The sequence below is a fragment of the Acinetobacter dispersus genome, from assembly GCF_009884975.1.
GTDB lineage: Bacteria > Pseudomonadota > Gammaproteobacteria > Pseudomonadales > Moraxellaceae > Acinetobacter > Acinetobacter dispersus.
On sequence record NZ_CP041970.1, the window covers coordinates 1,932,818 to 1,955,415 of the forward strand.

Below are 22,598 nucleotides of genomic sequence, written 5' to 3' on the forward strand. Positions count from 1 at the left end.
TTGCAGCGATCCAAACGCCATTCAAATTGAATATGAATAGCTGCAATGATTAATAATGCCATTCAATTTAAGATGAAGAATTCATCCCACCACCCAATGCAGCCACCAATTGCGCTGAATTTTTGAGATGCAATTGCTGTAATTCCAATAACCGTTCTTCTGTACTCAAACGCAGATTCTGTGCTGTCGCGACTTCTAAATAGCTGACCAAACCAGCTTGATAACGCTGCTTGGCAACCCGTTCATTTTCGATCGACAGCTTAAGCAGTTGCTGTTGCGCTACGATCTGCTGCTGGAAATGACCTGTTTGCAGCAAACCATCCTCCACCTCTTTCCAACCTGTTAAAACTGAATGCTTATAAGCAGCAAGCTTTTCATCATAATTGGCTTGAGCCTGTTGAATATCAGCCTGTCTTTTCCCCCCATCAAACAATGTGCCTAAGACTTTTGCACCCATTGACCATGCGGTATTGGGTGACTGCAATAAACTATGAAAGACCTGACTATTGGCACTGCTATCCAAGCTGATGGTCAAATCAGGTAACCAAGCAGTTTGTGCTAAGCCTAATTGCGCATGTGTCATTGCCAATTCGCGTTCGCTACGAATCACATCGGGGCGTTGTGCCAGAAGACGACTTGGAATTTGGGTCGGGATTTGAGGGGTGCTAAATTGATAGTGATTTTTATTTAAATTAAAGTCCGCCACATTGCGTCCAACTAAGACTGCCAACACATTTTCTTGTAAATCACGACTACGTTGTAGCTCTAACAATTGTAGCCCGACTTGTTTAAGTTGGGTCTCAGCCTGAATCACATCAGCCCGTGCAATCATGCCTGCTTGGTATTGCTGCTGTAAAATACGCACAGATCGTTGATAACTTTGCTGGGTTTGATTTAACACATCCAGTTTGGCGTCGAACAAACGAATGTTCCAATAGGCCTCTGCTGCGAGCAGTTGCTGACTCAGCTGAATGGCAGCCAAATCTGCAGCAGATGCTTGTAGGTTGGCCTGTTGCCCTTCCACTGCTTTTGCAACTCTCCCCCAAAGATCAGGAATCCAACTCACTGCGACATTGGCACCGAATTGCCGACTCTTGCCAGCGTTTTTGGTTTCAGTCTGATTGGCATTGCCGCCCATGCTGATGCTAGGAAGCGCATTAGCACGTTGCCCATCCAACAGTGCTATGGCATGGCGATACTTGGCTTGGGCCTGTTGGATGCTCAGGTTATCCTGATCCAATTGCTGTATCAGTTTAGATAAGATCGGATCTTGATACATCTCCCACCATTGCTGCGGTGTCGCTGCTATCTTAGAAGCTTCAATCCACTGCAAATCTGCATATTTATATTGTGCAGCACTCTGAATCACCGGCTGCTGATAGGCTGCAGGCTTAAAGGTACTGGACGACTGACATGCTGTGAGCAGCATCGTCACTGCGAGACCCATAGAAAGTGTAAAAACTGTTTTTTTCATAGCGACTTCCTATTTACTCCAACGCAAGATATTCAATCGCAGTTTGAAGCGATTCAAGAATTGAGCGAATTTTTCAAATATGAGATACATCACAGGGGTGGTATATAAGGTTAACAATTGACCCAGTGCCAATCCGCCAACAATGGCAATCCCCAGTGGTTGCCGCATTTCCGAGCCTTCTCCCCAACCAAGTGCCAAAGGAATGGCACCCAGTAAAGCTGCGGTATTGGTCATTAAAATCGGTCTAAAACGCAATGTTGCCGCAGCGATAATGCTGTCTAAATCGGTGTGACCTTGACGTCGTTGCTGCAAAGTAAAATCAATCAGCAAGATCGCATTTTTCACTACAATCCCGATTAGCAAAAAGATGCCTAACAAGGCTATCAGGCTAAACGGAATCTGAAACAACCATAAGCTGAGTAAAGCGCCCAGAGCTGCTGTCGGAATGGTGGATAAAATGGTAAAAGGATGCACAATACTTTCATAAGTAATCCCTAAGACAATAAAAATCAGCACGATCACAGCCGCAATCAAAGCAGGCGTACTCAAACCTGCCTGTAGACTTTCAGTTTCAACATCGCGATCTGTCATCACAAAGATTTCTTTTGGCAGCATGATCTTTGGCAAGACCTGACGAATCGCAGCATCGGCCTGTTCATAGCTATAGCCTTTCTTCACCACATAGCCAACACCCATGGCAGCAAATTGATTACGGCGATAAACCCGATCATTGCTAATGCCGTAACTCCACGTGGCAAAATTGCTTAAAGGCACATATGCCCCTTGTTGATTTGGCACTTTCACATCCGCCAAGGCTTCTGGATGTTCGGTAAAACGTTGGTCGACTTCCATCACCACATAGAACTGATCATTGCGATCATAAATTGTGGAAATCTGCCGTTGCGAAAAGGAGTTATTTAAAACACTGGAAATACTTTCAATATCAATGCCCAACCGTTTTGCAGCTTCACGGTCGATATCCAAAGTAACATGCTGCGCACCTTCATCACCCTGTGTTTCCACCTCTTCAAACTCAGGCAGTTTACGCATGGCATCTGCAACTTTGGGTGCCCATTCACGCAGTAAGCTCACATTGTCAGATTGCAGTAGCAATAAATATTCTTGGGCATTGCCACTGGAAAAAGGATCATCCAATTCCAAATCTTGTTCGACATCTGCGGAGAATACTGCCCCCGCCTGCCAAGGTGCATTTTTCTTTAAACGCTCGACCACTTGTTTGGAGCTTAGGCCGTCCCGTTCAGCTTTTGGTTTGAGACTGACCATTAAAAATGAGTTGGTCATACCACCACCGCCACCAGAAGTACCCACCACATCCTGTACTGCAGGATCTTTGAGTAAGGCTTGATTAAATGCGGCAATCTTCGGCTGCATAATCTGAAAAGAAAAGCCATCATCGCCACGAATAAAAGCACCAACTCGCCCCGTGTCTTGTTCAGGCAAAACACGTTTAGGCAATAAATTATAGAGATAAACTGAAGCAATAATTGCCGCCAGCCACAGCACTACAATCAGATAAGCATGTTTGAGTACCCAATGAAGAGAGCGAATATAAGACTGGGTCAGCCCCTGAATCAGATCATGACTATAACGATACAACCTCGGGGGGTTATTAAGAGATAGAGGTTTTAAACAGCGTGCTGATAAGCTGGGGGTTAAGATCAAGGACACAAAGACTGATAACACCACCACAAACACCAGTGTGAGTGAAAACTCTCTAAATAAACGCTCAATCACACCGCCCATAAACAGCACTGAGAGGAAAATCACCATCAATGCCAGATTCATGGCAATCAAGGTAAAGCCAACCTCTTGGATGCCTTTTACCGCCGCTTGTGCGGGAGAATCACCTTGTTCAATATAGCGTTCAATATTTTCGAGTACCACAATGGCATCATCCACCACCAACCCAATCGCCACGATGATCGCCATAATCGACAGGTTATTCAGTGAAAAGCCAGCCAAATAAATCAGACTGCATACGCCAATTAAAGTGACCAGTAGTGCCATTGCGGGAATCACCGCACTTTGCAGCCGCCCCAACATCAGCACCACAACGATGACCACCAGCAACATGGATAAAAACAAGGTATCCCTTGCTTCCTCTAAACTGTTACGGACAATAGTCGAGCCATCCATCACCACAGTCAATTGCGCATCACGTGGCATCAATTCTCTTAGAACGGGCAATTTGGCTTTAATCAGGTCAATGGTCGCCACAGTATTGGCATTGGGCTGTCGGCTAATTTTTAAAATCACCGCAGGCTGCCCATTGTGAAAACCACTGACATAGCGGTTTTCAACCGAATCACGCACTTCTGCAACATCTTTTAAGCGAACAGCCCCTTGATCGGTGTGTCGGATGATCAGATCGGCAAAATCTTGGGCAGTCTTTAATTCTGTAGAAAGTGCCACTTGCCAACGTAATTGCTGTTGCTCCACCACGCCCAATGCCTGCACCACATTACTTTTCGCAACAGCCTGTCGTACCTGTTCAAGAGATATGCCCATTGAAACTAAAGCCGTTGGATTGATGGTGATACGCACGGCAGGCATGGAAGCCCCGTCAATCGACACTTCACCGACACCACTGATCTGCGCCAAATTCGGTTGCAATTGATTGGATGCAATTTCGTATAGCTTTGCCGCTGAAAGTTGTTTTGAGCTGAGTGCCAAATAAAAAATCGGACTTTGACTCGGGTTGATTTTGAAATATTCAGGCGGACTCGGCATGCCTGCAGGTAGCTGTGACATTGCCGCATTGATCGCAGCCTGAACTTCACGCGCGGCCTCATTAATATCGGTATTCAAATCAAAGTGTAAAACCACCTGTGTCGAACTTTGATTACTGGATGAATTAATCGCCTTAACCCCGGATACCCCCATCATGGCACGCTCTAAGGGGGTTGCTACTGTTGCAGACATACTTTCTGGACTGGCACCAGGCAGATTGGCACGCACCACAATGGTCGGGATATCCGCTTGTGGCAATGCCGCAACAGGCAAACGCAAATAGGCCAATATACCGAGCAGAACAATCGCAATCCCCAGCAGTACACTGGCCACTGGACGTTGTACAAACACAGACAGCAACGTCATTGCGATGCTCCTGTCTGATCTGAAAGCAGGTTTGCATCGGGTTGCTTGGCTTGCAGGCGATCAAAAAACAGATACACCACGGGTGTGGTAAATAAGGTGAGCACCTGACTGACCAATAGACCACCGACCATCACCAACCCAAGTGGCTGACGAAGTTCAGCCCCAGAACCCGAAGCCAGCATCAGCGGGATTGCACCCACTACTGCGGCCAATGTGGTCATCAGAATTGGACGGAAACGTAATAAAGCAGCCTGATAAATGGCTTGCTCAGCCGACAACCCCTGATTCCGTTGCGCCACAAGTGCAAAATCCACCATCATGATGCCGTTTTTCTTGACCAAACCGATCAATAAAATAATCCCGATCAGTGCAATCATGTCCAACGGCTGGCCCACTATGAACAAAGCCAGTAATGCCCCTATCGCGGCAGAAGGTAAGGTTGAAAGAATAGTCACGGGATGAATAAAACTCTCATACAACATGCCGAGCACAATATACATAGTCACAATCGCTGCAATCACCAACCAGAAGGTATGTTGCTGTGAGTTTTCAAAGGCTGCTGCTGCTCCTTGCAGTTGAACCTGTAGCTCTGGCGGTAGCTCAAGACTTTGTTTAACCTGCTCAATCACCTTAATCGCTTCTCCTAAAGACACCCCCTTGGCTAAATTAAAAGAAATCCCAACGGCAGGAAATTGCGACTGTTGCTGTAAAAGAATAGGCGCATGTTTTTCGACAATCGTAGCAACAGAGCTCAATAAAATCGGCTGTCCTTGGTTGTTGTGAATATAGGTCTGGTTTAAAGCCTCAATACCTTGGGTGAGTTTTGGGTCTAATTCTAAAACAATGCGGTACTGATTGGACTGCGTATATAAAGTTGCAATTTGGCGCTGCGCAAATAGGTTTTGCAAAGCCAAACTAATGTCTTCAACACTTAGACCCAACCGTGCTGCCGCATCACGGTTAACCTCAATATAGGCTTGTAAACCCTGCCCTGCATCTTCACTGGTCACCTCTGCAAATGCAGCCTGCTGACGCAATGCATAAACCAGTTTAGGTGTCCACTCCTCAACCAATTGATTTTTCGGTGCTGTCACACTGAGCTGATATTGGGTTCGGCTAATTTTGTCTTCTATACTGAGTTCTTGTACGGGTTGCATCCAACCTTTAATGCCATGTACCTGTGCAAAATTTTCATTCAGTCGTGCCATCACTTCCGCAGCTGGTGCACGTTCGGCATGTGCTTTTAAATTCACCAAAATACGTCCATTGCTTAACTTCGGATTATTGGCATCCACACCAATAAAGGAAGATAAGCTGGCAACCGCAGGATCCTTTAAAATCACTTCGGCCAAAGCTTGTTGACGTTCGCTCATGGCCTGAAATGAAATCTGGTCAGGGGCCTCAGTCACCACCTGAATCACACCATTGTCCTGTACTGGGAAAAAGCCTTTAGGAATCGACCAATACAGCAGCCCTGCCAGTAGCACTGTTGCTAACATCACCATCAAGGTCAGCACTTGGTGTCGAAGTACCCATTGCAACAACTTCGCATAGTGCTGAATGACTCGATCCAAACTCCATCGACTCGGCTGCTCTGCATGCTTCGGTGCATCTTTGAGTAAATAGGCACACATCATTGGGGTTAAAGTCAGCGAAACGAGCAATGAAAGTGCAATCGCAACTGCCAGTGTCACCGCAAACTCATGGAATAAGCGTCCGACCACATCGCCTATGAAGAGCAAAGGAATCAAAACTGCAATCAAGGAAATCGTCAAAGAAATTAGAGTAAAGCCAATTTCTTTAGAGCCTTTCAATGCCGCTTGCAACATACTTTCACCTGACTCACGATGTCGTGCAATATTTTCAAGCATCACGATGGCATCATCTACCACGAAGCCTGTGGCAATGGTTAATGCCATTAAAGTCAGGTTATTGACCGAGAAACCAAGGAAATACATCAGTACAAAAGTGCCGATAATCGACAGCGGTACGGCAATACTCGGAATCAAAGTTGCTGCAAAGTTACGCAAAAACAGGAAGGTGACCAACACCACCAAACATACGGCGAAGACCAGTTCTTTTTGCACATCTTTAATCGAGCTACGAATACTTTCCGTTCGGTCTGTCAGGACGCGAATATGAACATTGTCGGGTAGGTTTTGTTGTAATTCAGGTAGGATTTTTTTGATCTGATCGGCCACATCAATCACATTGGCATTGGGCTGACGCTGGATATTCACCAAAATAGCCGATTGACTGTCTGCCCATGCAGCCATATAGCGATCTTCACTGCCCTCAAGCACCTGTGCAACATCTTTTAAGCGAATCGGTGCGCCATTATTCCAACGTAAAATCAGGTTTTCATAATCAGCAATCGAACGCATCTGATCATTGGCATCGAGCATGGTCGATCGAAAAGGCCCATCAAAACTCCCTTTCGGCTGATTGGCATTGGCGGCAGAAATAGCTGCACGCACATCTTCAGCACTGAGCTTAAACGCTGCCAAAGCAGCTGGATTCATCTGCACACGGATCGCAGGACGTTGCCCGCCAGCAAGACTGACCATCCCCACCCCAGAGAGCTGCGACAGCTTTTGTGCCACTCGGGTATCGACCATGTCATAGACCGTGGTTAGTGGCAAACTGTCAGAACTAATCGCAAGCGTAATCACCGGCACATCGGCAGGATTCACTTTGCGATAGATTGGCGGTGTGGGTAAATCATTGGGCAATTTACTGCTTGCAGTACTTAAAGCTGACTGTACTTCTTGCTCGACAATGCCCAGCTCGGCAGATAACTCAAATTGCAGGGTGATCACCGACGCACCGACCGAACTATTCGAAGACATTTGCTTCAAACCTGCAATTTTGCCCATTTCTCGTTCTAAAGGTGAGCTGATGGTTCGCTGTACCGTGTCTGGATTTGCACCTGGCTGAAAGGTGTATATCTGAATAATCGGATAATCGACTTGTGGCAATGCTGATACGGGTAATAAACGCCAAACCAATAGACCACTAAAAAACAGTGCCAACATCAATAAAGTGGTGGCAACGGGTCGTAAAATAAAGAATCTGGAAATATTCATACGCTTATCCAGCGACTGTTTTTGCTGGGATCGGCTTAGAAACATCATCTTGAATGACTTGTACTTCTTGTCCTTCGGAAAGTCGATCAATGCCCTCTAGAACAACGCGTTCATTGCCTTGTAAGCCTTCAATGATCTCGGTCTGTCCTTGTGAAACCGCACCCAGCTTTAACATACGAACTTCGGCTTTATCTTCTTTATTCACAATATAAACATAAGTGCCTTTTGCCCCATGTTGAATGGCGTCACTCGGCAGATGCACCGCATTTTGCAAGGTCTTGGCATTTAAACGAACATTGACAAATTGATTGGGAAATAAAGCATCATCGAGATTGGCAAAAACGGCTTTTACTTTGAGTGTGCCAGTATTCAGATCAATCTGATTATCCAGTGCCTGAACTGAACCTGTGGCCAATTGCTTTTGCTCTGCACGATCCCAAGCACTGACTTGAATGCTTTGCTTATTTTTTGTGGCTTGGCGGATCGTGTCTAAATAATTTTCCGCAATCGCAAACTGAATATACACAGGATGGATTTGAGTAATACTCAATAAACCTGTTGCTTCATTGGCTTGGATTAAATTACCCGCATCTTTTAAGCGAAAGCCAACACGACCATCTATCGGCGCATATATTTTGGTATAAGACAGTTGCAACTTTGCCGCATCCACTTGGGCTTGATTGGCTTGCATCTGTCCCTTGAGCTGATTGACTAGGGCTTGTTGTTGGTCGACCTGTTGCTTAGCAATCGAATCTTGCTTAAATAGCAACTGGTAGCGATTCAATTCCGTTTGTGCATTTTGCAACTGCGCTAAATTTTGTTGCTGTGTCCCCTGTGCTTGTGCCAATGCGACCTGAAATGGTGTCGGGTCAATTTGTGCCAGCAATTGCCCTTTCTGAATGTATTGCCCTTCTTGGAAATACAGTTTTTGCAACACACCTGACACCTGACTCTGCACATTCACGGTATTGGCTGGTACGACCGTACCAATCGCCTTAATTTGTAATTGCAAATCACCACGTTGTACCCCGACCACGCGAACAGGCACAGGTTTACTCCATTGGCTAAACGACTCCTGTTTATCAGCTTGGGATTTTTTCCAATAATTCCAACCCCATACCATCAGCAATAAAAGCACTGTCAATGCAATCAACCATTTGATTTTATTTGATCGAGAATGCTGTTGTGGTTTTAAATCAATCTGTTGTTCACTCATGGCATGCTCTACTTAATCAAACAAAATTCATTAGAAATATGGGAGACGAAGAAAACAAAAAATGTTCCCCTACATTGGTTTAGTCGAACGAAAATCAAAATCAGCTCAATTTTTTCTGTAAAAGTATGTATACAATTTTATTGATATTAATAACAATTATCATTACTATTTGAAAATATTTTTTCCATCCGCCTTTAATTGTGCATCTCCCTGCTCATTTGTGGACTCCTTGCTATGAACCTGAATGTAGAAAAACAGTTATGGTTTAGCCACGTTTATCAATCGCAACAAAGCTCGCTGTTGTCTTGGTTTAAGCACAAACTACAACACCACCATCAATCGGAAGACTTGAGTCAGGAAGTGTTCTATCGTGCCTTAAAAAGCGACTATTGCTTTGAAAAGATTAAAGAACCTCAGGCATGGTTAATGGGCATCGCCAAGCATGTGATTATTGATTATTGGCGGCATCAGCATGTAGAACATTTATACTTAGATGCGCTTGCACAGCTGCCAGAAGAATATTACCCCTCTGCTGAATACGAAGTCTGTATTCGTGAAACGCTTTATCAAGTGCATTTGATGCTGGAAAAGCTACCTGAACGCACTGCACAGGTGTTTTTATTATCGCAATTGGATGGGCTGACCTATCGTGCGATTAGTGAAAAACTGGATATTTCAGAGGCAACAGTCAAAAGAGATATGAAACAGGCTTTCTTGGCCTGCATAAGTCTTTATAATCAGACCGATTAATTGCTGAATTTGCTTTGCTGCTATGTCTCAAGCCCCTAAAATCCCTGATCATGTATTGGACCAAGCCGCAGATTGGCTAGTGCTATTACATTCAGGTGAAATGACTAAGTTACAGCAGCAACAATTTGAACATTGGCAAGCAGAGAAACAAGAGCATGGCCTCGCCATTCAGCAAATCAATAAATTCACCCATGGCTTAACAAGTTTATCCAACCACTTTCCCTCAGATTCTTTAGTCCAGTCCAAGCAAAAATTTAATCTGACTGCAAAACGAAATATGCTGTTGAGCCTTTCAGGATTGTTGGTTATCGGCTACGGAATGTATTTGTTGCCTTGGGCAAAATGGCAATCTGATGATCATACCGAGGTCGGTGAAATTAAAACTATTGCACTGCAAGATGGTTCAACCTTGATCTTGGCCAGTGACAGTTATATCAACGTGAATTTCTCCGAACAGACTCGACAGATTCAACTGATCGAAGGTGAAATTTATATCCAGACCGCAAAAGATCCGCAACACCGCCCCTTTATGGTGAAGACCAAAGATGGTGTAATTGAGGCCTTGGGTACTCAGTTTACGGTAAGACAAGAGCATCATGATCAAACTCGGGTCAAAGTGTATCAACATGCAGTCGCTTTACAGCCGCAGGATTCTGGGCAACGGCAGATTTTACAGCAAGGTCAACGAGCCTATTTCGACAGTCAACAGATCTCTAAACCATTGCCATTGAACAATGAGCAGCCCTACTGGACTCAACAATTACTGGTGGTAGAACAATGGCCACTAGAAAAAGTCATTGGTGAACTATATCGTTATAAAAAAGGTACTTATTTCATCGAACCAGCCTTAAAAGACCTTCACGTTTCAGGTGTGTTTTCATTAAAGAATCCTCAACAAAGCCTAGAAACACTGGCCTATACCCATCAACTTGAGTTGAGTTATTACAGTCCATATGTATTAAAAATAAAAAAAAGATAAAAATTTGACCCTTTTTTTGATCTTGTTCGACTTATAGAGAAATACACTCCCAGTCGAGAAGACCACATGAAGGATTATCAGGCGAAAACAACCTTGGCGTTGGCTGTACGCGCCATTTTATGGGGCATGCCACTCAGTATTGCCAGCATTGCAACAACCTCTGCTTATGCTGCCAATGTTTATCAGATTTCTATTAGCTCAACCACACTTGATCAGGCATTGAAGCAACTCGCCATTCAAACAGGTACCACCATCAGTTATGACTCAACTACACTTGCAAAAGTAAAAAGCACTTCACTCAAAGGGAATTATTCAGTAGAAACTGCTTTAGAGACTTTGCTTAAACCACATGCATTTGAAGCCATTAAAGTTGCCAATGCGGGATATAGCATTCAAGCCAAAGCAACTGTAGCTACTGTTGAACCTAAAGTTGTTAAATTAGAAGCGATTCATACTAAGGCAAATGCGGCGAATATAAATCAAAGTAGCGAAACTGGCCTAGCTCAATTAGCGACGATTCACTTGAGTGCGGATAAAGGTCAAAACCTCACCACAGAAGGCTCTGGGTCATATACAGCTAAGGCAACAACAGCCTCAACGGGTTTGGCTCTGACCCTCAAAGAGACACCGCAACTGGTCAGTGTAATTACCAATCAGCAAATGAAAGATCAAAACCTGACCCAACTGACCGATGTAGTTAGTCAGGCAGCAGGTCTTTCGATTAAACAAGGTGGTAGCATCGGTAGTGATAACTCGCCAATTTATGCGCGCGGTCAACAAGTAGATAACTATCTTCTAGATGGCGTCAAACTCATGAGTTCCTATCAGGCTATTTTCCAGAGTCAAGATATGGCGCTCTTTGATCGTGTTGAAGTGGTTCGTGGTGCCAATGGCTTGATGACCGGCTCAGGTACAGCCAGTGCCAGTATTAACATGGTTCGTAAAAAGCCTTTACAAGATTTTAAAGCTTCTATCAGTGCAGATTTAGGTTCTTGGGATTATTACCGTACCGATATTGATGTATCCAGCCCTTTAAATGCTTCAGGCAGTGTTCGTGGTCGTACCCTATTTGCCTACCAAAATTCAGACTCTTATATTGACCGTTATAATGAAGAACGCAAAGTTGCCTATGCTGTAGTTGAAGCAGATCTCAGTGCAAAAACCAAAGGTAGTCTCGGTGTGAGTTACCAACAAATGAATCTTTCTGGTGTGGCACGTGGTGGTTTACCAAGTTTTTATACCGATGGTTCTCTAATTGATTGGTCACGCTCGGATTCAGCGGCAGCAAGCTGGACAGGTTCTGACCGTGCCACAACTGCTTTCTTTGCAGATATTGAACATCAATTGAATGACCGTTGGAAGTTAAAAGGCGTGGTGTCACGTACCATTACCGATTCAGATGAAATTGTTGGCTACACTTTTTCAAATACAGGAATTGATAGAGCTACAGGCAGTGGTGCCATGCTGTATGCCACTCGCTGGGATTATCGCCCGACCCAAGATTTATTTAATTTAACCTTGAATGGTTCATTTGATTTATTTAGTCAAACTCATGAAGTTGTTTTGGGAACAACCTATACACAAAGTAAAAACAAACGCCCAACCTACTCTGGATGGAACAATGGCATGTCATGGGAAGGTAAGCTCGATAATATCTTTGCATGGGATGGTCGTACGCCAAGTCGTCCACCCACTCAAATCGATGGTTGGTACAGTGGTGATGATCGTAGCAAATCCATTTTTGGTGCAGTACGTTTAAAAGCAAGTGATGATCTGGCAGTTATTTTGGGGACACGTGTTGAAGACTGGGAACGTGTCACTGGTGAACATAACAATGAAAATAATTCTACAGAACACACCAAACAGGAAGAAAAAGGAAAGGTCATTCCTTATATCGGTCTAACCTATGATTTCACAGAACATTGGACAGGTTATGCCAGCTATACCAATATTTTCTCACCTCAAGATAAGAAAACCATAACGGGCAGCTATATCGAACCCATCATCGGTAACAGTACCGAATTGGGCATTAAAGGTGAATTCTTCGACAATCAATTAAATATTGGTGCAGCCATTTATCAGGTTAAGGAAGATAATAAAGCTGTCGCCATCACGGGCGCAAAAGCACCTGATGGTTCTCAAGCTTATAGAGCTGAATCGGGAACTGAAAGCCGTGGTTTTGAACTTGAAGCAACAGGCAAAATCACCGATGCCTGGCAGATTTCAACAAGTTTTACGCGTAATCTGTCTCAAGACAATAAGGGCAAAAACCTAGACACCAGTATTCCAAATAATACAGTCAAACTGTTTAGCACCTATACCCTGCCTTATCTGGATGAAGCAATTACAGTAGGTGGTGGTGTTCGTTGGCAAAGTGAAATTTATGAAAATAATTCAGTCTCTAAAACGGGGCGATTTACGCAAGACAGCTATGCTTTAATCGATTTGATGGCACGTTATAAAGTGAATGATCAACTTATGGTGAATTTCAATTTGAATAACCTTTTCAATGAGAAATATCATTTGGCGACCACCAATAGTTATTATGGTGCGCCAACCAATTTCCGTGTGGGTTTAAAATATGACTGGTAAGCTAAGCTAGTCTTATGTTTCATTCACCAATAAAAAGAGGAAACTTTCGTTTCCTCTTTTTATGTCACTTCAATACAAACAAATCTTAAATCAAGGCCACAATAAACAGCAGCCCAAATACAACAGTCACAATCACATTGGCTTGCAACAGTTTTTTAGGTTGATAGGTTAATAATAATCCCACTGCCAAAGCAGCAAAGGTGATACAACCCAACCATTCAGACAAACCAACTGAAGCACCTTTAAAATAAATCATGACCAATGCAGAAATAAGTAGCATTACCCAACCTGCGATTTCAAACTGTCGACTATTTTGCGCTGAAATCTGAGCACTAAAAATATCGCGCTGATGCTTACTCATCCCACAGGCAAGTGCTGATAAAGCCACCACAGCAACACACCACAACATCAATGCTGCCATTATGCTTGCTCCTGTTCAGCTTGAACTTTAGGCTGTTTTTTCTGCTTTACCGCTAAGCCTTGGTAACGCTTTAACTTGTAATAAGAATAAATAAAAATCAGACCTAAAATAATACATACCAGATCAAAACTGGCGATCATCCACTGCCCATGATAGATACTCATCCATAACGCCTGCCCGCCTGTTAAGAAATTTAGGATTGGCATAAACAGGAACAGTACAGCGGCTAAAGCCAACTGTTCTAACCATGCAGGACGATGCGCCCGTATAGCCGCATGAATTAAACACACCAACCATACGATAAAGAACACATTAATCTCTAACGGAGAACGTTCTGCCAATTGAGCGGGGATAAACCGATTGGCAATGAAATAAGCTGCGCATGCAATTGGTAAACCTGTGATTGCAGTAATATTCAGTACTTCAACCAGACGATGACCAAAAGGCTTATAACCCAATTTCTGTACATCTGGAATCCGTTTCACCACCCATAAGATCAGACCAGAAGCCACCATCATGGTGCCTAATATGCCCGATAAAAATAACAACCAACGCAACACTGAATCCACACCACGTGCCATATGCAACCATGTCACCAAGGTATAAATGGCTTTTGATGCCGAGTTAACAGGCTTGGCTTCATCAATCAGTTGTCCTGTCACCGCATTAAACTTCATTGAAGGAATGCTTTCTCGATCAAGCAATGTGGTGGTACGGCTTGCATTAAATTCAACATCAGCTTCAACAGTATTCGGTTTATTCACTCGAATTGAAGCAATCGGGTTATCTTCCCAACCTTGTTGAACGTAATGACTCAATGTGACTAAATTCACCATTGGTGCTGCTGCAAGTACAGGTGCTGCCTGTTCAGCCTCACCACGTCGGCCACCCCCTCGATTGCCACGCCCCTCCTCTGCTGCTTCTTTTTGTTTTTGCTCTGCGAGTAAACGTGCTTGCTCAGGTGTTTTAGCAACAGGTTCATTCAACATCTGATAGAAATTTTGCCCATTTCCATAATGGCTGTTCATCGCCCAAGGCATAAACATGAACATCAGCAACAACAAACCACTAAAGGTGATCATAATATGAAAAGGTAAAGCAAACACAGCCGTTGCATTATGCGCATCGAGCCACGAACGCTGCCCTTTGGCTGGACGGAAAGTAAAGAAATCCTTGAAAATCTTTTTATGGGTGATAATACCGCTGATAATCGCGACAAACATGAATAAGGTTGCGATACCAACAATCCAACGCCCCCAAATACGTGGCATGCCATAGAGTTCAAAATGGAAGCGATACAAGAAACCACCACCCCGAGTTTCACGCGCTTTAATCTCTTGGCCCGTTTGGGCATCTAAATAGATTTCACCCCCACGACGGCGACCTTCACCCGGCTTACGGATATTCAGCATAATGGCCGGTTGGCGTTCATTGGCAAAACGGATATTCCAACTTTCAGCAGGCTGTCCGTTTTGCTGCAAATACTGTAATGCATAACCCAATTGTTGCTGCTGTGAAGTATTATTCACAGACTGATGCAATTCAGGTTTCATCCACACCGTAATTTCATTTTGGAAAAAACTGAGCGTACCCGTAAGAAAAACTGCGTAAAGCAGCCATCCCAAGAGCAGGCTTGTCCATGTATGTAACCATGACATCGACTGGCGAGGGCCTTCATTTTTACCATCAACACGCATGACTTTACCCTTTTAAAAACCAATAGATCAACGTCATCAATACACTGGGAATAATGACTCCCAACCAGACTTTCATGGTTGAGTTAACCAGAAACACCCAAATGAACACGGCACAATGGATCACAAATGCCAGCATGGTCGCCCCAAACACGGCATTGGCTTTGGAAGGTTCAGCTGTAAACAGAGCCCCCATTAACATTGCAGCAATCGCAGCAAAGTAATAACCACCAAAAATGGCCAAGACAAAACGTGAAAAAATCATCAATCGATATTTAATCAATGATGATTGTTCAACCTTCTTTTTTGTGACCCTTTTGGCGGAGGCCAAGGGCACAGACGCTTCAATATTCATAAAAGACACCCAGTCAGGTGACGATGATGCAAAATAATCGCCACCTGCATTTCAGGAAGATTAGAAAGAAAACTTGAGATTGAGATAATATTGACGACCACGGACATCACTATATTTGCTGAGGTATGATTGCGTTCCAGACATATCGACCGTGTAATCGTTAAATAAATTTTGGATACCGAAGCTCAGTTCGCTTGAGCTATGTTTTAGCAACTTACTGCTCGGCAATTTCACTTTGGCAAAAATGTCATGGTAGATTTGATCTTCAATTTTTAATTTTTGATCGGCACGACCCGTTTGATTCAAAATCGCAGTCGCATTAACCATGTCATAAGAACCATAATATTGGCTTGCCCAACCAAAGCCCCAATTGTCATTGGCTTGTAGATAAATAGAGGCATTGGCACGATGTTTTAGCGGTGCATCGGAGACCGCGCCACCCACCACACTGACAAAATTCTTCTCTGGGTCAATCAAATTATGTTGTTGGCGATATTCATTAACATGGGTATAGCCCAAATTAAAGGTGGTTTCTCCAATCACGCTATCAAAGCGATAATTTAAATTAGTATCAATCCCACTGGTTTTAAGGTTTAAAGCATTGAATGGTGTGATATCAATTGAAACCACATCGCCAGCTTGATTGCGTTGAATGCGGCTACCATATTTGCTTTGATTGTCTAAAATATATTGTGCACTGATCGAACTGATATTATTGGTTTTTTTGATGTTGTAATAATCAATGGATAAGCGCAAATCTGGAATCGCCTCAGGAGTTAATACAATCCCGGCATTAATACTCTTTGAACTTTCTGGCGTCAGATCAGGATTGCCCCCAGAAATACTTTCATAGGTGCTAATGATTTTACCCGTTGCTGGATCAGTTAATGTCGCGCCCGTCACTTGGGTCGACGTCGCTTGAGAAATCTGAGAAACCGATGGCGTCACAAAACCTTCGCTATAAGACGCACGGAACATCAATTGGTCATTCGGTGCGAAGCGGAAACCTACTGTTGGCGTGATCGCATCAAATTTTGATTTACCCGAATCACTATAATTTAAGAACTTGGAACGATAGCCCGTAGCAGGATCAATTTTACTGTCATATTGCGGTATCTTGGCTTGGACATTGAAATCTTCATAACGTGCAGCCAGTTGCACATCGAGTAATTTGGCGAAAGGCAAATTCAGCTCAGGTGAAATCACTGGAATGTTAAATTCCGTGTAAACACTGGATGCATTGCTCTTACGTTCAGTCGGCTTCACCCAAGGATTGTCGACATGTTGATGTTCCGCAAAGCCTTCACTTTCATAACGACGATGCTCAATCCCCGTTGCCAATCGAATATCGCCTGCATACCATTTTGCAATTGGACCTGTGGCTCGAATCGAGAAATCATTTAAGGTCTGCTGTGTATTATTTTTTGGATAGTTCCAGTATTTTGAAATTAAGTCCGTTGGTGTGGTGGTGAAATCTTGCAGAAAATCAATTGCATTATTGGCAGTGTCTTTGTTCCATGCACTGGCTTTCGGATTTTTGCTGCCTTGACGTGTATAACGTTGACGAATATCTGATTTACTCCACGCATAATCTGCTGAGAGTATCCATTCTGGTGTAAGGTCAAAGGTAAAGCCTGTTGCTATTTTCTTCTGGGTGGTTTCAAAAGTGTCCTTGGCAAAGCCACCTAGGCTATCCAAACGCATTGGATAATTCACCAGAATATCCTTGCCAAAAGGATTATGCGGACTATCTTTGCTCACTGTTACCACGTTATAACCGTGCGGTGAGGTATTAAATGACCAACCCTCTTCTTTTTCATAGCCCGCCTCAAGAAACACATTCAGACCATCAGTAAAATCACGATTTAAAGAAAGACCAAAGGCTTCGGTCTTGGTATCGTAAAGTAATCCCTCTTTACCTGACCAGCCACTCACTCCATCTGACAAACCCAATGCATAGCCTTGACCAAGTTTGCTCAGATCGCCGTTCCAACCTTTTGGAAGATGTGCCATAGATGAGCCCCATCCTGGCACTAATTCAGAACCATCTTTACTACGAATATTGGTTAAATTGCCTGCAGGCGGGTTGACCTTGTCCCCAATAAGACTATTTGGATTATTTTTTAAAATATTTTGGCGTGACTTACTTTTCCAGTCACGTTCGCTCGCTAGCAAACTATCTTGATCTTTTTTAGAAGCAGTCAACATCACATGGGTACGACCATCTTCCAGAGAAAAGCCTGAAACCAAATTAAAAGACTTGGCAGGTTGTTGATTATCCACTGTATCGCTATAGCGTACATTCACTTCAGTGCCAACATAGTCTTTGCGTAAAATCACATTGATGACGCCACCAATCGCCCCACTGCCATAAATCGCAGCGGCTGATGTTGGTAATACTTCAATCCGTTCAATTGCAGCCAATGGAATATTATTTAAATTAGGCTGGTCGGTGGATTCAGAAGTACCACGGCTGCCTGTTCCCGCGCTACGGCGGCCATTAATCAACACCAAAGTTTGACTGGCGCCAAGTCCACGTAAATTAATTTGACTCGATGTGCCAGAGAAATAACTGGAATTATTGGTTGAAGTCGCCATCGGCAGTACTTTAGACAATAATTCGGTGACCGTGGTGGTGCCTGATCGCTCAATCTCTTCCCGCTCGATCATAGTATAGGCTTGGACATCATCTTCGCTACGTGGGATATCCATATTGCCCGATTTATAGGCAACATCAGCCTTACTTGCGGTTACCGCAATGGTCGGCAGCGTCGAGGCTTTATCTGCACTGTCTTGTGCAAATACGTGTGGAGATGACAACACCAATAAAACAGAAGTGCAGAGTGTTGTTCTAATAAATTGAGATGATTTGAGAGATTTATTTTGTTCTAACACGTAAGAACCTTAATTAATTCTTAAAAATTTCGTGAATAATACACAAAAGCAACAAAAATAACAATAATAATGATAATTATTATCAATAATAACATTGGCTACAAATATCTCTCCATATTTTTAAAGTTATCAATAACAACAAAAGCTTATGGGATATGGATGGCAGTCAATGAATCTTAACAATTGATAAAGCACTCAACTTTTGAAAGGTGTAGAACTCAGTGTTTGCAGGCTTTAGTGATTTTCATTAAAAAACAAGCCCCTCTTATTCGCGAATTTAAATAAAAGGGGCTGTTTAATTCTTGTATTGAATCGACAATTAAAACTTATGTGTATACGTCGTCATAATTCGATTTTCGACAAAATCTGTGCCTGGGTTATTGCCCGCACCATATTTAATATCAGCTCGGATATGCCGCCATTCAAAGCCCAAGCCTTTTAGTTTACCTGCTGGTACGGTGTAATTGACGATCACATTCTTCTCAGTTTCTTTGTTATCTTTAAACCCTTCCCGATAGATTTCACTGCCATTTAAATAACGTAAAGTCAGTTTTAGCCCAGGGATACCCTGCTCTTTAAAGTCATAACTATATAAAACATGCCAAGTGAACTCTTTGGCTTTGTAGAAAGCAATTGCAGACCAGCTCTGTAAATAGGCTTGTGGCACATAACCATTCAATAAGGGAATATTGTCCTCGCCCATATGCTTTTGCAGACCTGTCAAAATGGTATGTGGACCATTTTGTACACTGGCTTGCAGACCAATTGACTGGACATCAATATCGCCAAAATAGGCATCACCATCTTCTTTATAATTAAAATAGCGAGCGTCCACTTTAAGCTTGCTCTTATTAACCGTTTCCGTAAAGGCCGCACTCAAATATTGCTGTTGATAAATATCTTCAAGCTGCCCAAACCAATAAGAACCGGTCAACTGAGGGGTAAAATTATAATCGAGACCCAGAAAATTCAGCCCGTCACTTCTTTTGTTTGGGTCTGTCGAGTTGCCTAAGGTGAACTTTCGATATTCATCATCATCTCGCGCATTCACATGGGTAAAACGCCCTGCCGATACTTTCAAGTTTTTAATGTCTTTACTTTCGAGCATTGCACCCGCATAGGTGGTGACCAATTGTCGAGAATCATCAATAAACAGTACTGGTGTTTTTGGGAAAAGTTCACCGACTTTCAGTTCAGTATTGTGATATTTAAATCTTAAAGTTGCGCCTAATTTTAAATAATCACGCTCCTGTCGCCCTTCGTGCTGATCATATTTAAATACGGTATCTAGGCGTTCATCATAACGATCTGTTAAACGCAAGGCATATTGAAAGCCCATATCCAAACCGACTTGAATCGGTGTATCGGTATAACCAGATTCAAAGCGTCCTGTCATCGCCTGAGACCAACTGCCTAAATCTTTATTGGTATTTTCAAAATCCCGTTCCAAGTAAAAATTACGCAGATAAATGCTTTTTTCACTGTCTTCGAAAAAATCTGCATAAGCCGCATTGATGTTTAGACAACCAAAGAGTGTATATAAGGCTACGCGCTGTGCTCGATACAGCGTATCTGGTTTTAACATGGGAAATCCTTTCCTAAGTTTTGAAATTATTGTTGCTATAAGAGATGAATTGATACCTAATCCATTCGATAAACCATGCTTTCCGATTGCTTTAAAACTGACATAAATTCAGAAAGATATATTTGGATCAAATATTGGTCATGCTTTATTATTTGAATTATTAATGTAATTTTCCATAGATAATGAAGTATATAGTTATACCTTTAAAGTCTTCTGTGATGTCCTCTCAAAGATAAATAAAAAAGCGGTCTTCTTGACCGCCTCTAAATACATGAAGCATTCCAATCAACTTAGTCACCGTCAAGTTGTATCGGAATTCCCTCTTCTTCAAATACCTGCTTAATACATTCTAAAATCTGAGGCAAATACGGACTCTGATCCATATTGCGCACTGCCAATGAAATTGGGGTATAGGCCTCTAAATCTAGGATTGGGATATACACCAGATTCTTCATGCCGATATCACTGGCACTTTCTGGAATCAGGCAAATCCCCTCACCTGAAGACACCAAACCAAGCGCCATATGAATTTCACGTACTTCAACAATGTCTTTAGGCACCAGCCCCAAGTCGGTAAAAATCGACTGAATTAAGGTGGAAAAATTCGGTTTTTGGGTGGCGGGATAAGAAAAAATAGGTTCATCAATAATCTGGGACAGATAAATGCCCTGATCGATAAAGCGGGTTAAATGATGGTTTTTATGAATGGCTAATTTGAGTTTTTCTTTGCGCAATAAAATCCGTTTAATTGCAGGGTCACTAATTCTTAAACGTCCAAAGCCTAAATCAATTTTACCTAGCTTTAACGCTTCGATCTGATCCTTGGTGCCGTGTTCAATCAACTCCACCTGAATATCAGGATGATTTTGACGGAATAAATAAATCACCTGCGGTAACAACGCATAAAGCAATGAACTAACATAGCCAATACGCACGATCTTATTCACCGTACTAATGCGTTTTGCCATGGAAGCCGCTTGAGCAGTATGGGTCAAAATCTGCACCGCATGCTGATAAAAGAATTGCCCTGCCTCTGTGGTTTTTACAGGTCGCGAACCACGTTCAAATAACAGGATACCGAGTTCCTCTTCCAGCTTTTGGATCTGACGGCTTAATGGTGGTTGCGCAATGCATAACTTTTCTGCGGCTTTGGTAATGCTCTGTTCCTCGACCACCGTCACGAAATAACGAAGATGTCTTAATTCCATTTAATATACCTTTTAAGTATCTAAAAATACCAAATTCAGCCTAGTTATAGATATTACATTAATTTAAGGTATGTAAATAGCTTAGGACGAAAGAAATACCAAAGATGTATAAATCCATAGAAACCCTACTTGTCGAGATCCCAACCATCCGCCCGCATAAGATGGCGGTTGCAACCATGCAAACCCAAACCTTAGTCCTCATTAAAGTGACAACAGCAGATGGTTTGATTGGTTGGGGTGAAGCAACGACTATTGGTGGCTTGGGTTATGGAGATGAAAGTCCTGAAAGTGTCAAAACCAATATCGAGCACTACTTTTCGCCATTGTTAAAAAGCTTGGACAGTTTTAATGTGGCTCAGACATTACAGGCCATTCAACACAGTATCAATGGGAACCGTTTTGCTAAATGTGCCATTCAAACGGCACTACTGGATATTCAGGCACAACGTTTAGGTCTACCGCTCAGTGAAGTCTTAGGTGGGCGCCTACGTGATAGCGTTCCTGTACTTTGGGTTCTAGCCTCAGGCAATACTGAAAAGGACATTGCTGAAGCAGAAAAAATGGTTGCGTTAAAACGCCACAATGTGTTCAAGCTCAAGATCGGCTCTCGCCCAGTTGAGCAGGATGTTGAACATGTACTGGCAATTAAACAAGCCTTGGGTGCAGAGGTTTCGATTCGTGTCGATGTCAATCGTGCATGGTCTGAGTTGGATGCGATTAAAGGGATTCAAATGCTGCAGGATGGCGGTGTTGATCTGATTGAGCAACCGTGTGCGATTCATAATATTGATGCCATGCAACGTCTGACCCGTAAGTTCGATATTGCCATTATGGCGGATGAATCTTTAACAGGCCCGCAAAGTGCATATCAACTGGCAAAAAGCAATGCAGCCTCAGTGTTTGCGGTAAAAATTGCACAGTCAGGTGGTCTGATTGAAGCTTGCGAAGTCGGAAAAATTGCCAATCTGGCAGGGATTGATCTTTACGGCGGCACCATGTTGGAAGGCCCTGTTGGCACCATTGCTTCCGCACAAGCCTTCTCTACTTTTAGCAATTTAGCCGCAGGCACGGAACTGTTTGGTCCACTGTTGCTCACGGAAGAAATTTTAAAAACACCGCTTCAATATGGCAATTTTGAACTCAAAATTCCAACTGGCCCGGGTCTCGGTATTGAACTGGATGAAGACAAAATCGACAACTTACGTCGTCAATAATTCAAGGAGTTG

The 22,598-nt window shown here is 43.1% G+C and carries 14 protein-coding genes; 4 read left to right on the forward strand and 10 right to left on the reverse strand.

The genetic code is table 11. From position 1 onward, the window contains the following. Positions 1–67: 67 nt before the first annotated feature. From FPL17_RS08880 to FPL17_RS08895, 4 genes are read right to left on the reverse strand one after another with little or no spacing between them, the layout of a single operon-like run. Positions 68–1,474, reverse strand: a complete 1,407-nt coding sequence (locus FPL17_RS08880) for an efflux transporter outer membrane subunit (RefSeq protein ID WP_159884582.1) — start codon at positions 1,472–1,474, stop codon at positions 68–70. A gap of 9 nt (positions 1,475–1,483) precedes the next feature. After that, the gene (locus FPL17_RS08885) at positions 1,484–4,591 is read right to left on the reverse strand and encodes an efflux RND transporter permease subunit (RefSeq protein ID WP_159884584.1); all 3,108 of its coding nucleotides are present in this window, start codon (positions 4,589–4,591) and stop codon (positions 1,484–1,486) included. Next, on the reverse strand, positions 4,588–7,677 hold the full coding sequence (locus FPL17_RS08890) for a multidrug efflux RND transporter permease subunit (RefSeq protein WP_159884585.1): 3,090 nt from the start codon (positions 7,675–7,677) through the stop codon (positions 4,588–4,590). Before FPL17_RS08890 ends, FPL17_RS08885 begins: the two co-directional genes overlap by 4 nt. 4 nt (positions 7,678–7,681) lie before the next feature. Then, positions 7,682–8,893: an efflux RND transporter periplasmic adaptor subunit gene (locus FPL17_RS08895; protein WP_159884586.1), complete on the reverse strand. Its 1,212-nt coding sequence runs from the start codon at positions 8,891–8,893 to the stop codon at positions 7,682–7,684. 234 nt (positions 8,894–9,127) lie between these two features. Here FPL17_RS08895 and FPL17_RS08900 point away from each other — a divergent pair, with 234 nt between their 5' ends. The 3 genes from FPL17_RS08900 (at position 9,128) to FPL17_RS08910 (ending at position 13,214) form a co-directional block, all read left to right on the forward strand. Further along, the gene (locus tag FPL17_RS08900) at positions 9,128–9,643 is read left to right on the forward strand and encodes a sigma-70 family RNA polymerase sigma factor (protein ID WP_159884587.1); all 516 of its coding nucleotides are present in this window, start codon (positions 9,128–9,130) and stop codon (positions 9,641–9,643) included. A gap of 22 nt (positions 9,644–9,665) precedes the next feature. Further along, positions 9,666–10,622: a FecR family protein gene (locus FPL17_RS08905; RefSeq protein ID WP_159884588.1), complete on the forward strand. Its 957-nt coding sequence runs from the start codon at positions 9,666–9,668 to the stop codon at positions 10,620–10,622. A gap of 66 nt (positions 10,623–10,688) precedes the next feature. Further along, entirely contained in the window at positions 10,689–13,214 is a 2,526-nt protein-coding gene (locus FPL17_RS08910) for a TonB-dependent siderophore receptor (RefSeq protein ID WP_159884589.1), read from the forward strand. An 85-nt stretch (positions 13,215–13,299) separates the two neighbouring features. Here FPL17_RS08910 and FPL17_RS08915 read toward each other — a convergent pair whose 3' ends face one another. The 6 genes from FPL17_RS08915 to catM form a co-directional block, all read right to left on the reverse strand. Continuing rightward, positions 13,300–13,635, reverse strand: coding sequence for a DUF3325 domain-containing protein (locus FPL17_RS08915; RefSeq protein WP_033133175.1), 336 nt, complete (start codon positions 13,633–13,635; stop codon positions 13,300–13,302). After that, a complete protein-coding gene (locus tag FPL17_RS08920) occupies positions 13,635–15,332 on the reverse strand; it encodes a PepSY-associated TM helix domain-containing protein (protein WP_159884590.1) in 1,698 nt (565 codons plus the stop codon). Before FPL17_RS08920 ends, FPL17_RS08915 begins: the two co-directional genes overlap by 1 nt. A gap of 4 nt (positions 15,333–15,336) precedes the next feature. Then, positions 15,337–15,684, reverse strand: coding sequence for a DUF3649 domain-containing protein (locus FPL17_RS08925; RefSeq protein WP_159884591.1), 348 nt, complete (start codon positions 15,682–15,684; stop codon positions 15,337–15,339). 60 nt (positions 15,685–15,744) lie between these two features. Continuing rightward, positions 15,745–18,579: a TonB-dependent receptor domain-containing protein gene (locus FPL17_RS08930; protein WP_159884592.1), complete on the reverse strand. Its 2,835-nt coding sequence runs from the start codon at positions 18,577–18,579 to the stop codon at positions 15,745–15,747. 319 nt (positions 18,580–18,898) lie between these two features. Further along, positions 18,899–20,164 carry an OprD family outer membrane porin gene (locus tag FPL17_RS08935; RefSeq protein ID WP_159884593.1) on the reverse strand — a complete coding sequence of 422 codons (1,266 nt, stop codon included), beginning with the start codon at positions 20,162–20,164 and terminating at the stop codon, positions 18,899–18,901. A 290-nt stretch (positions 20,165–20,454) separates the two neighbouring features. Then, the gene (gene catM / locus FPL17_RS08940; RefSeq protein WP_005190507.1) at positions 20,455–21,372 is read right to left on the reverse strand and encodes a cis,cis-muconate-binding transcription regulator CatM; all 918 of its coding nucleotides are present in this window, start codon (positions 21,370–21,372) and stop codon (positions 20,455–20,457) included. Between the two features lie 104 nt (positions 21,373–21,476). On the opposite strand from catM, the gene FPL17_RS08945 reads away from it, so the two are divergent. Continuing rightward, positions 21,477–22,586: a muconate/chloromuconate family cycloisomerase gene (locus FPL17_RS08945; protein ID WP_159884594.1), complete on the forward strand. Its 1,110-nt coding sequence runs from the start codon at positions 21,477–21,479 to the stop codon at positions 22,584–22,586. Positions 22,587–22,598 lie beyond the last annotated feature (12 nt).

Excerpts from the sequence above, each read along its gene's own strand:
- FPL17_RS08880 (WP_159884582.1), bottom strand. The coding sequence starts at position 1,474 with ATGAAAAAAACAGTTTTTACACTTTCTATGGGTCTCGCAGTGACGATG.
- FPL17_RS08885 (WP_159884584.1), bottom strand. The coding sequence starts at position 4,591 with ATGACGTTGCTGTCTGTGTTTGTACAACGTCCAGTGGCCAGTGTACTG.
- FPL17_RS08890 (WP_159884585.1), bottom strand. The coding sequence starts at position 7,677 with ATGAATATTTCCAGATTCTTTATTTTACGACCCGTTGCCACCACTTTA.
- FPL17_RS08895 (WP_159884586.1), bottom strand. The coding sequence starts at position 8,893 with ATGAGTGAACAACAGATTGATTTAAAACCACAACAGCATTCTCGATCA.
- FPL17_RS08900 (WP_159884587.1), top strand. The coding sequence starts at position 9,128 with ATGAACCTGAATGTAGAAAAACAGTTATGGTTTAGCCACGTTTATCAA.
- FPL17_RS08905 (WP_159884588.1), top strand. The coding sequence starts at position 9,666 with ATGTCTCAAGCCCCTAAAATCCCTGATCATGTATTGGACCAAGCCGCA.
- FPL17_RS08910 (WP_159884589.1), top strand. The coding sequence starts at position 10,689 with ATGAAGGATTATCAGGCGAAAACAACCTTGGCGTTGGCTGTACGCGCC.
- FPL17_RS08915 (WP_033133175.1), bottom strand. The coding sequence starts at position 13,635 with ATGGCAGCATTGATGTTGTGGTGTGTTGCTGTGGTGGCTTTATCAGCA.
- FPL17_RS08920 (WP_159884590.1), bottom strand. The coding sequence starts at position 15,332 with ATGCGTGTTGATGGTAAAAATGAAGGCCCTCGCCAGTCGATGTCATGG.
- FPL17_RS08925 (WP_159884591.1), bottom strand. The coding sequence starts at position 15,684 with ATGAATATTGAAGCGTCTGTGCCCTTGGCCTCCGCCAAAAGGGTCACA.
- FPL17_RS08935 (WP_159884593.1), bottom strand. The coding sequence starts at position 20,164 with ATGTTAAAACCAGATACGCTGTATCGAGCACAGCGCGTAGCCTTATAT.
- catM (WP_005190507.1), bottom strand. The coding sequence starts at position 21,372 with ATGGAATTAAGACATCTTCGTTATTTCGTGACGGTGGTCGAGGAACAG.
- FPL17_RS08945 (WP_159884594.1), top strand. The coding sequence starts at position 21,477 with ATGTATAAATCCATAGAAACCCTACTTGTCGAGATCCCAACCATCCGC.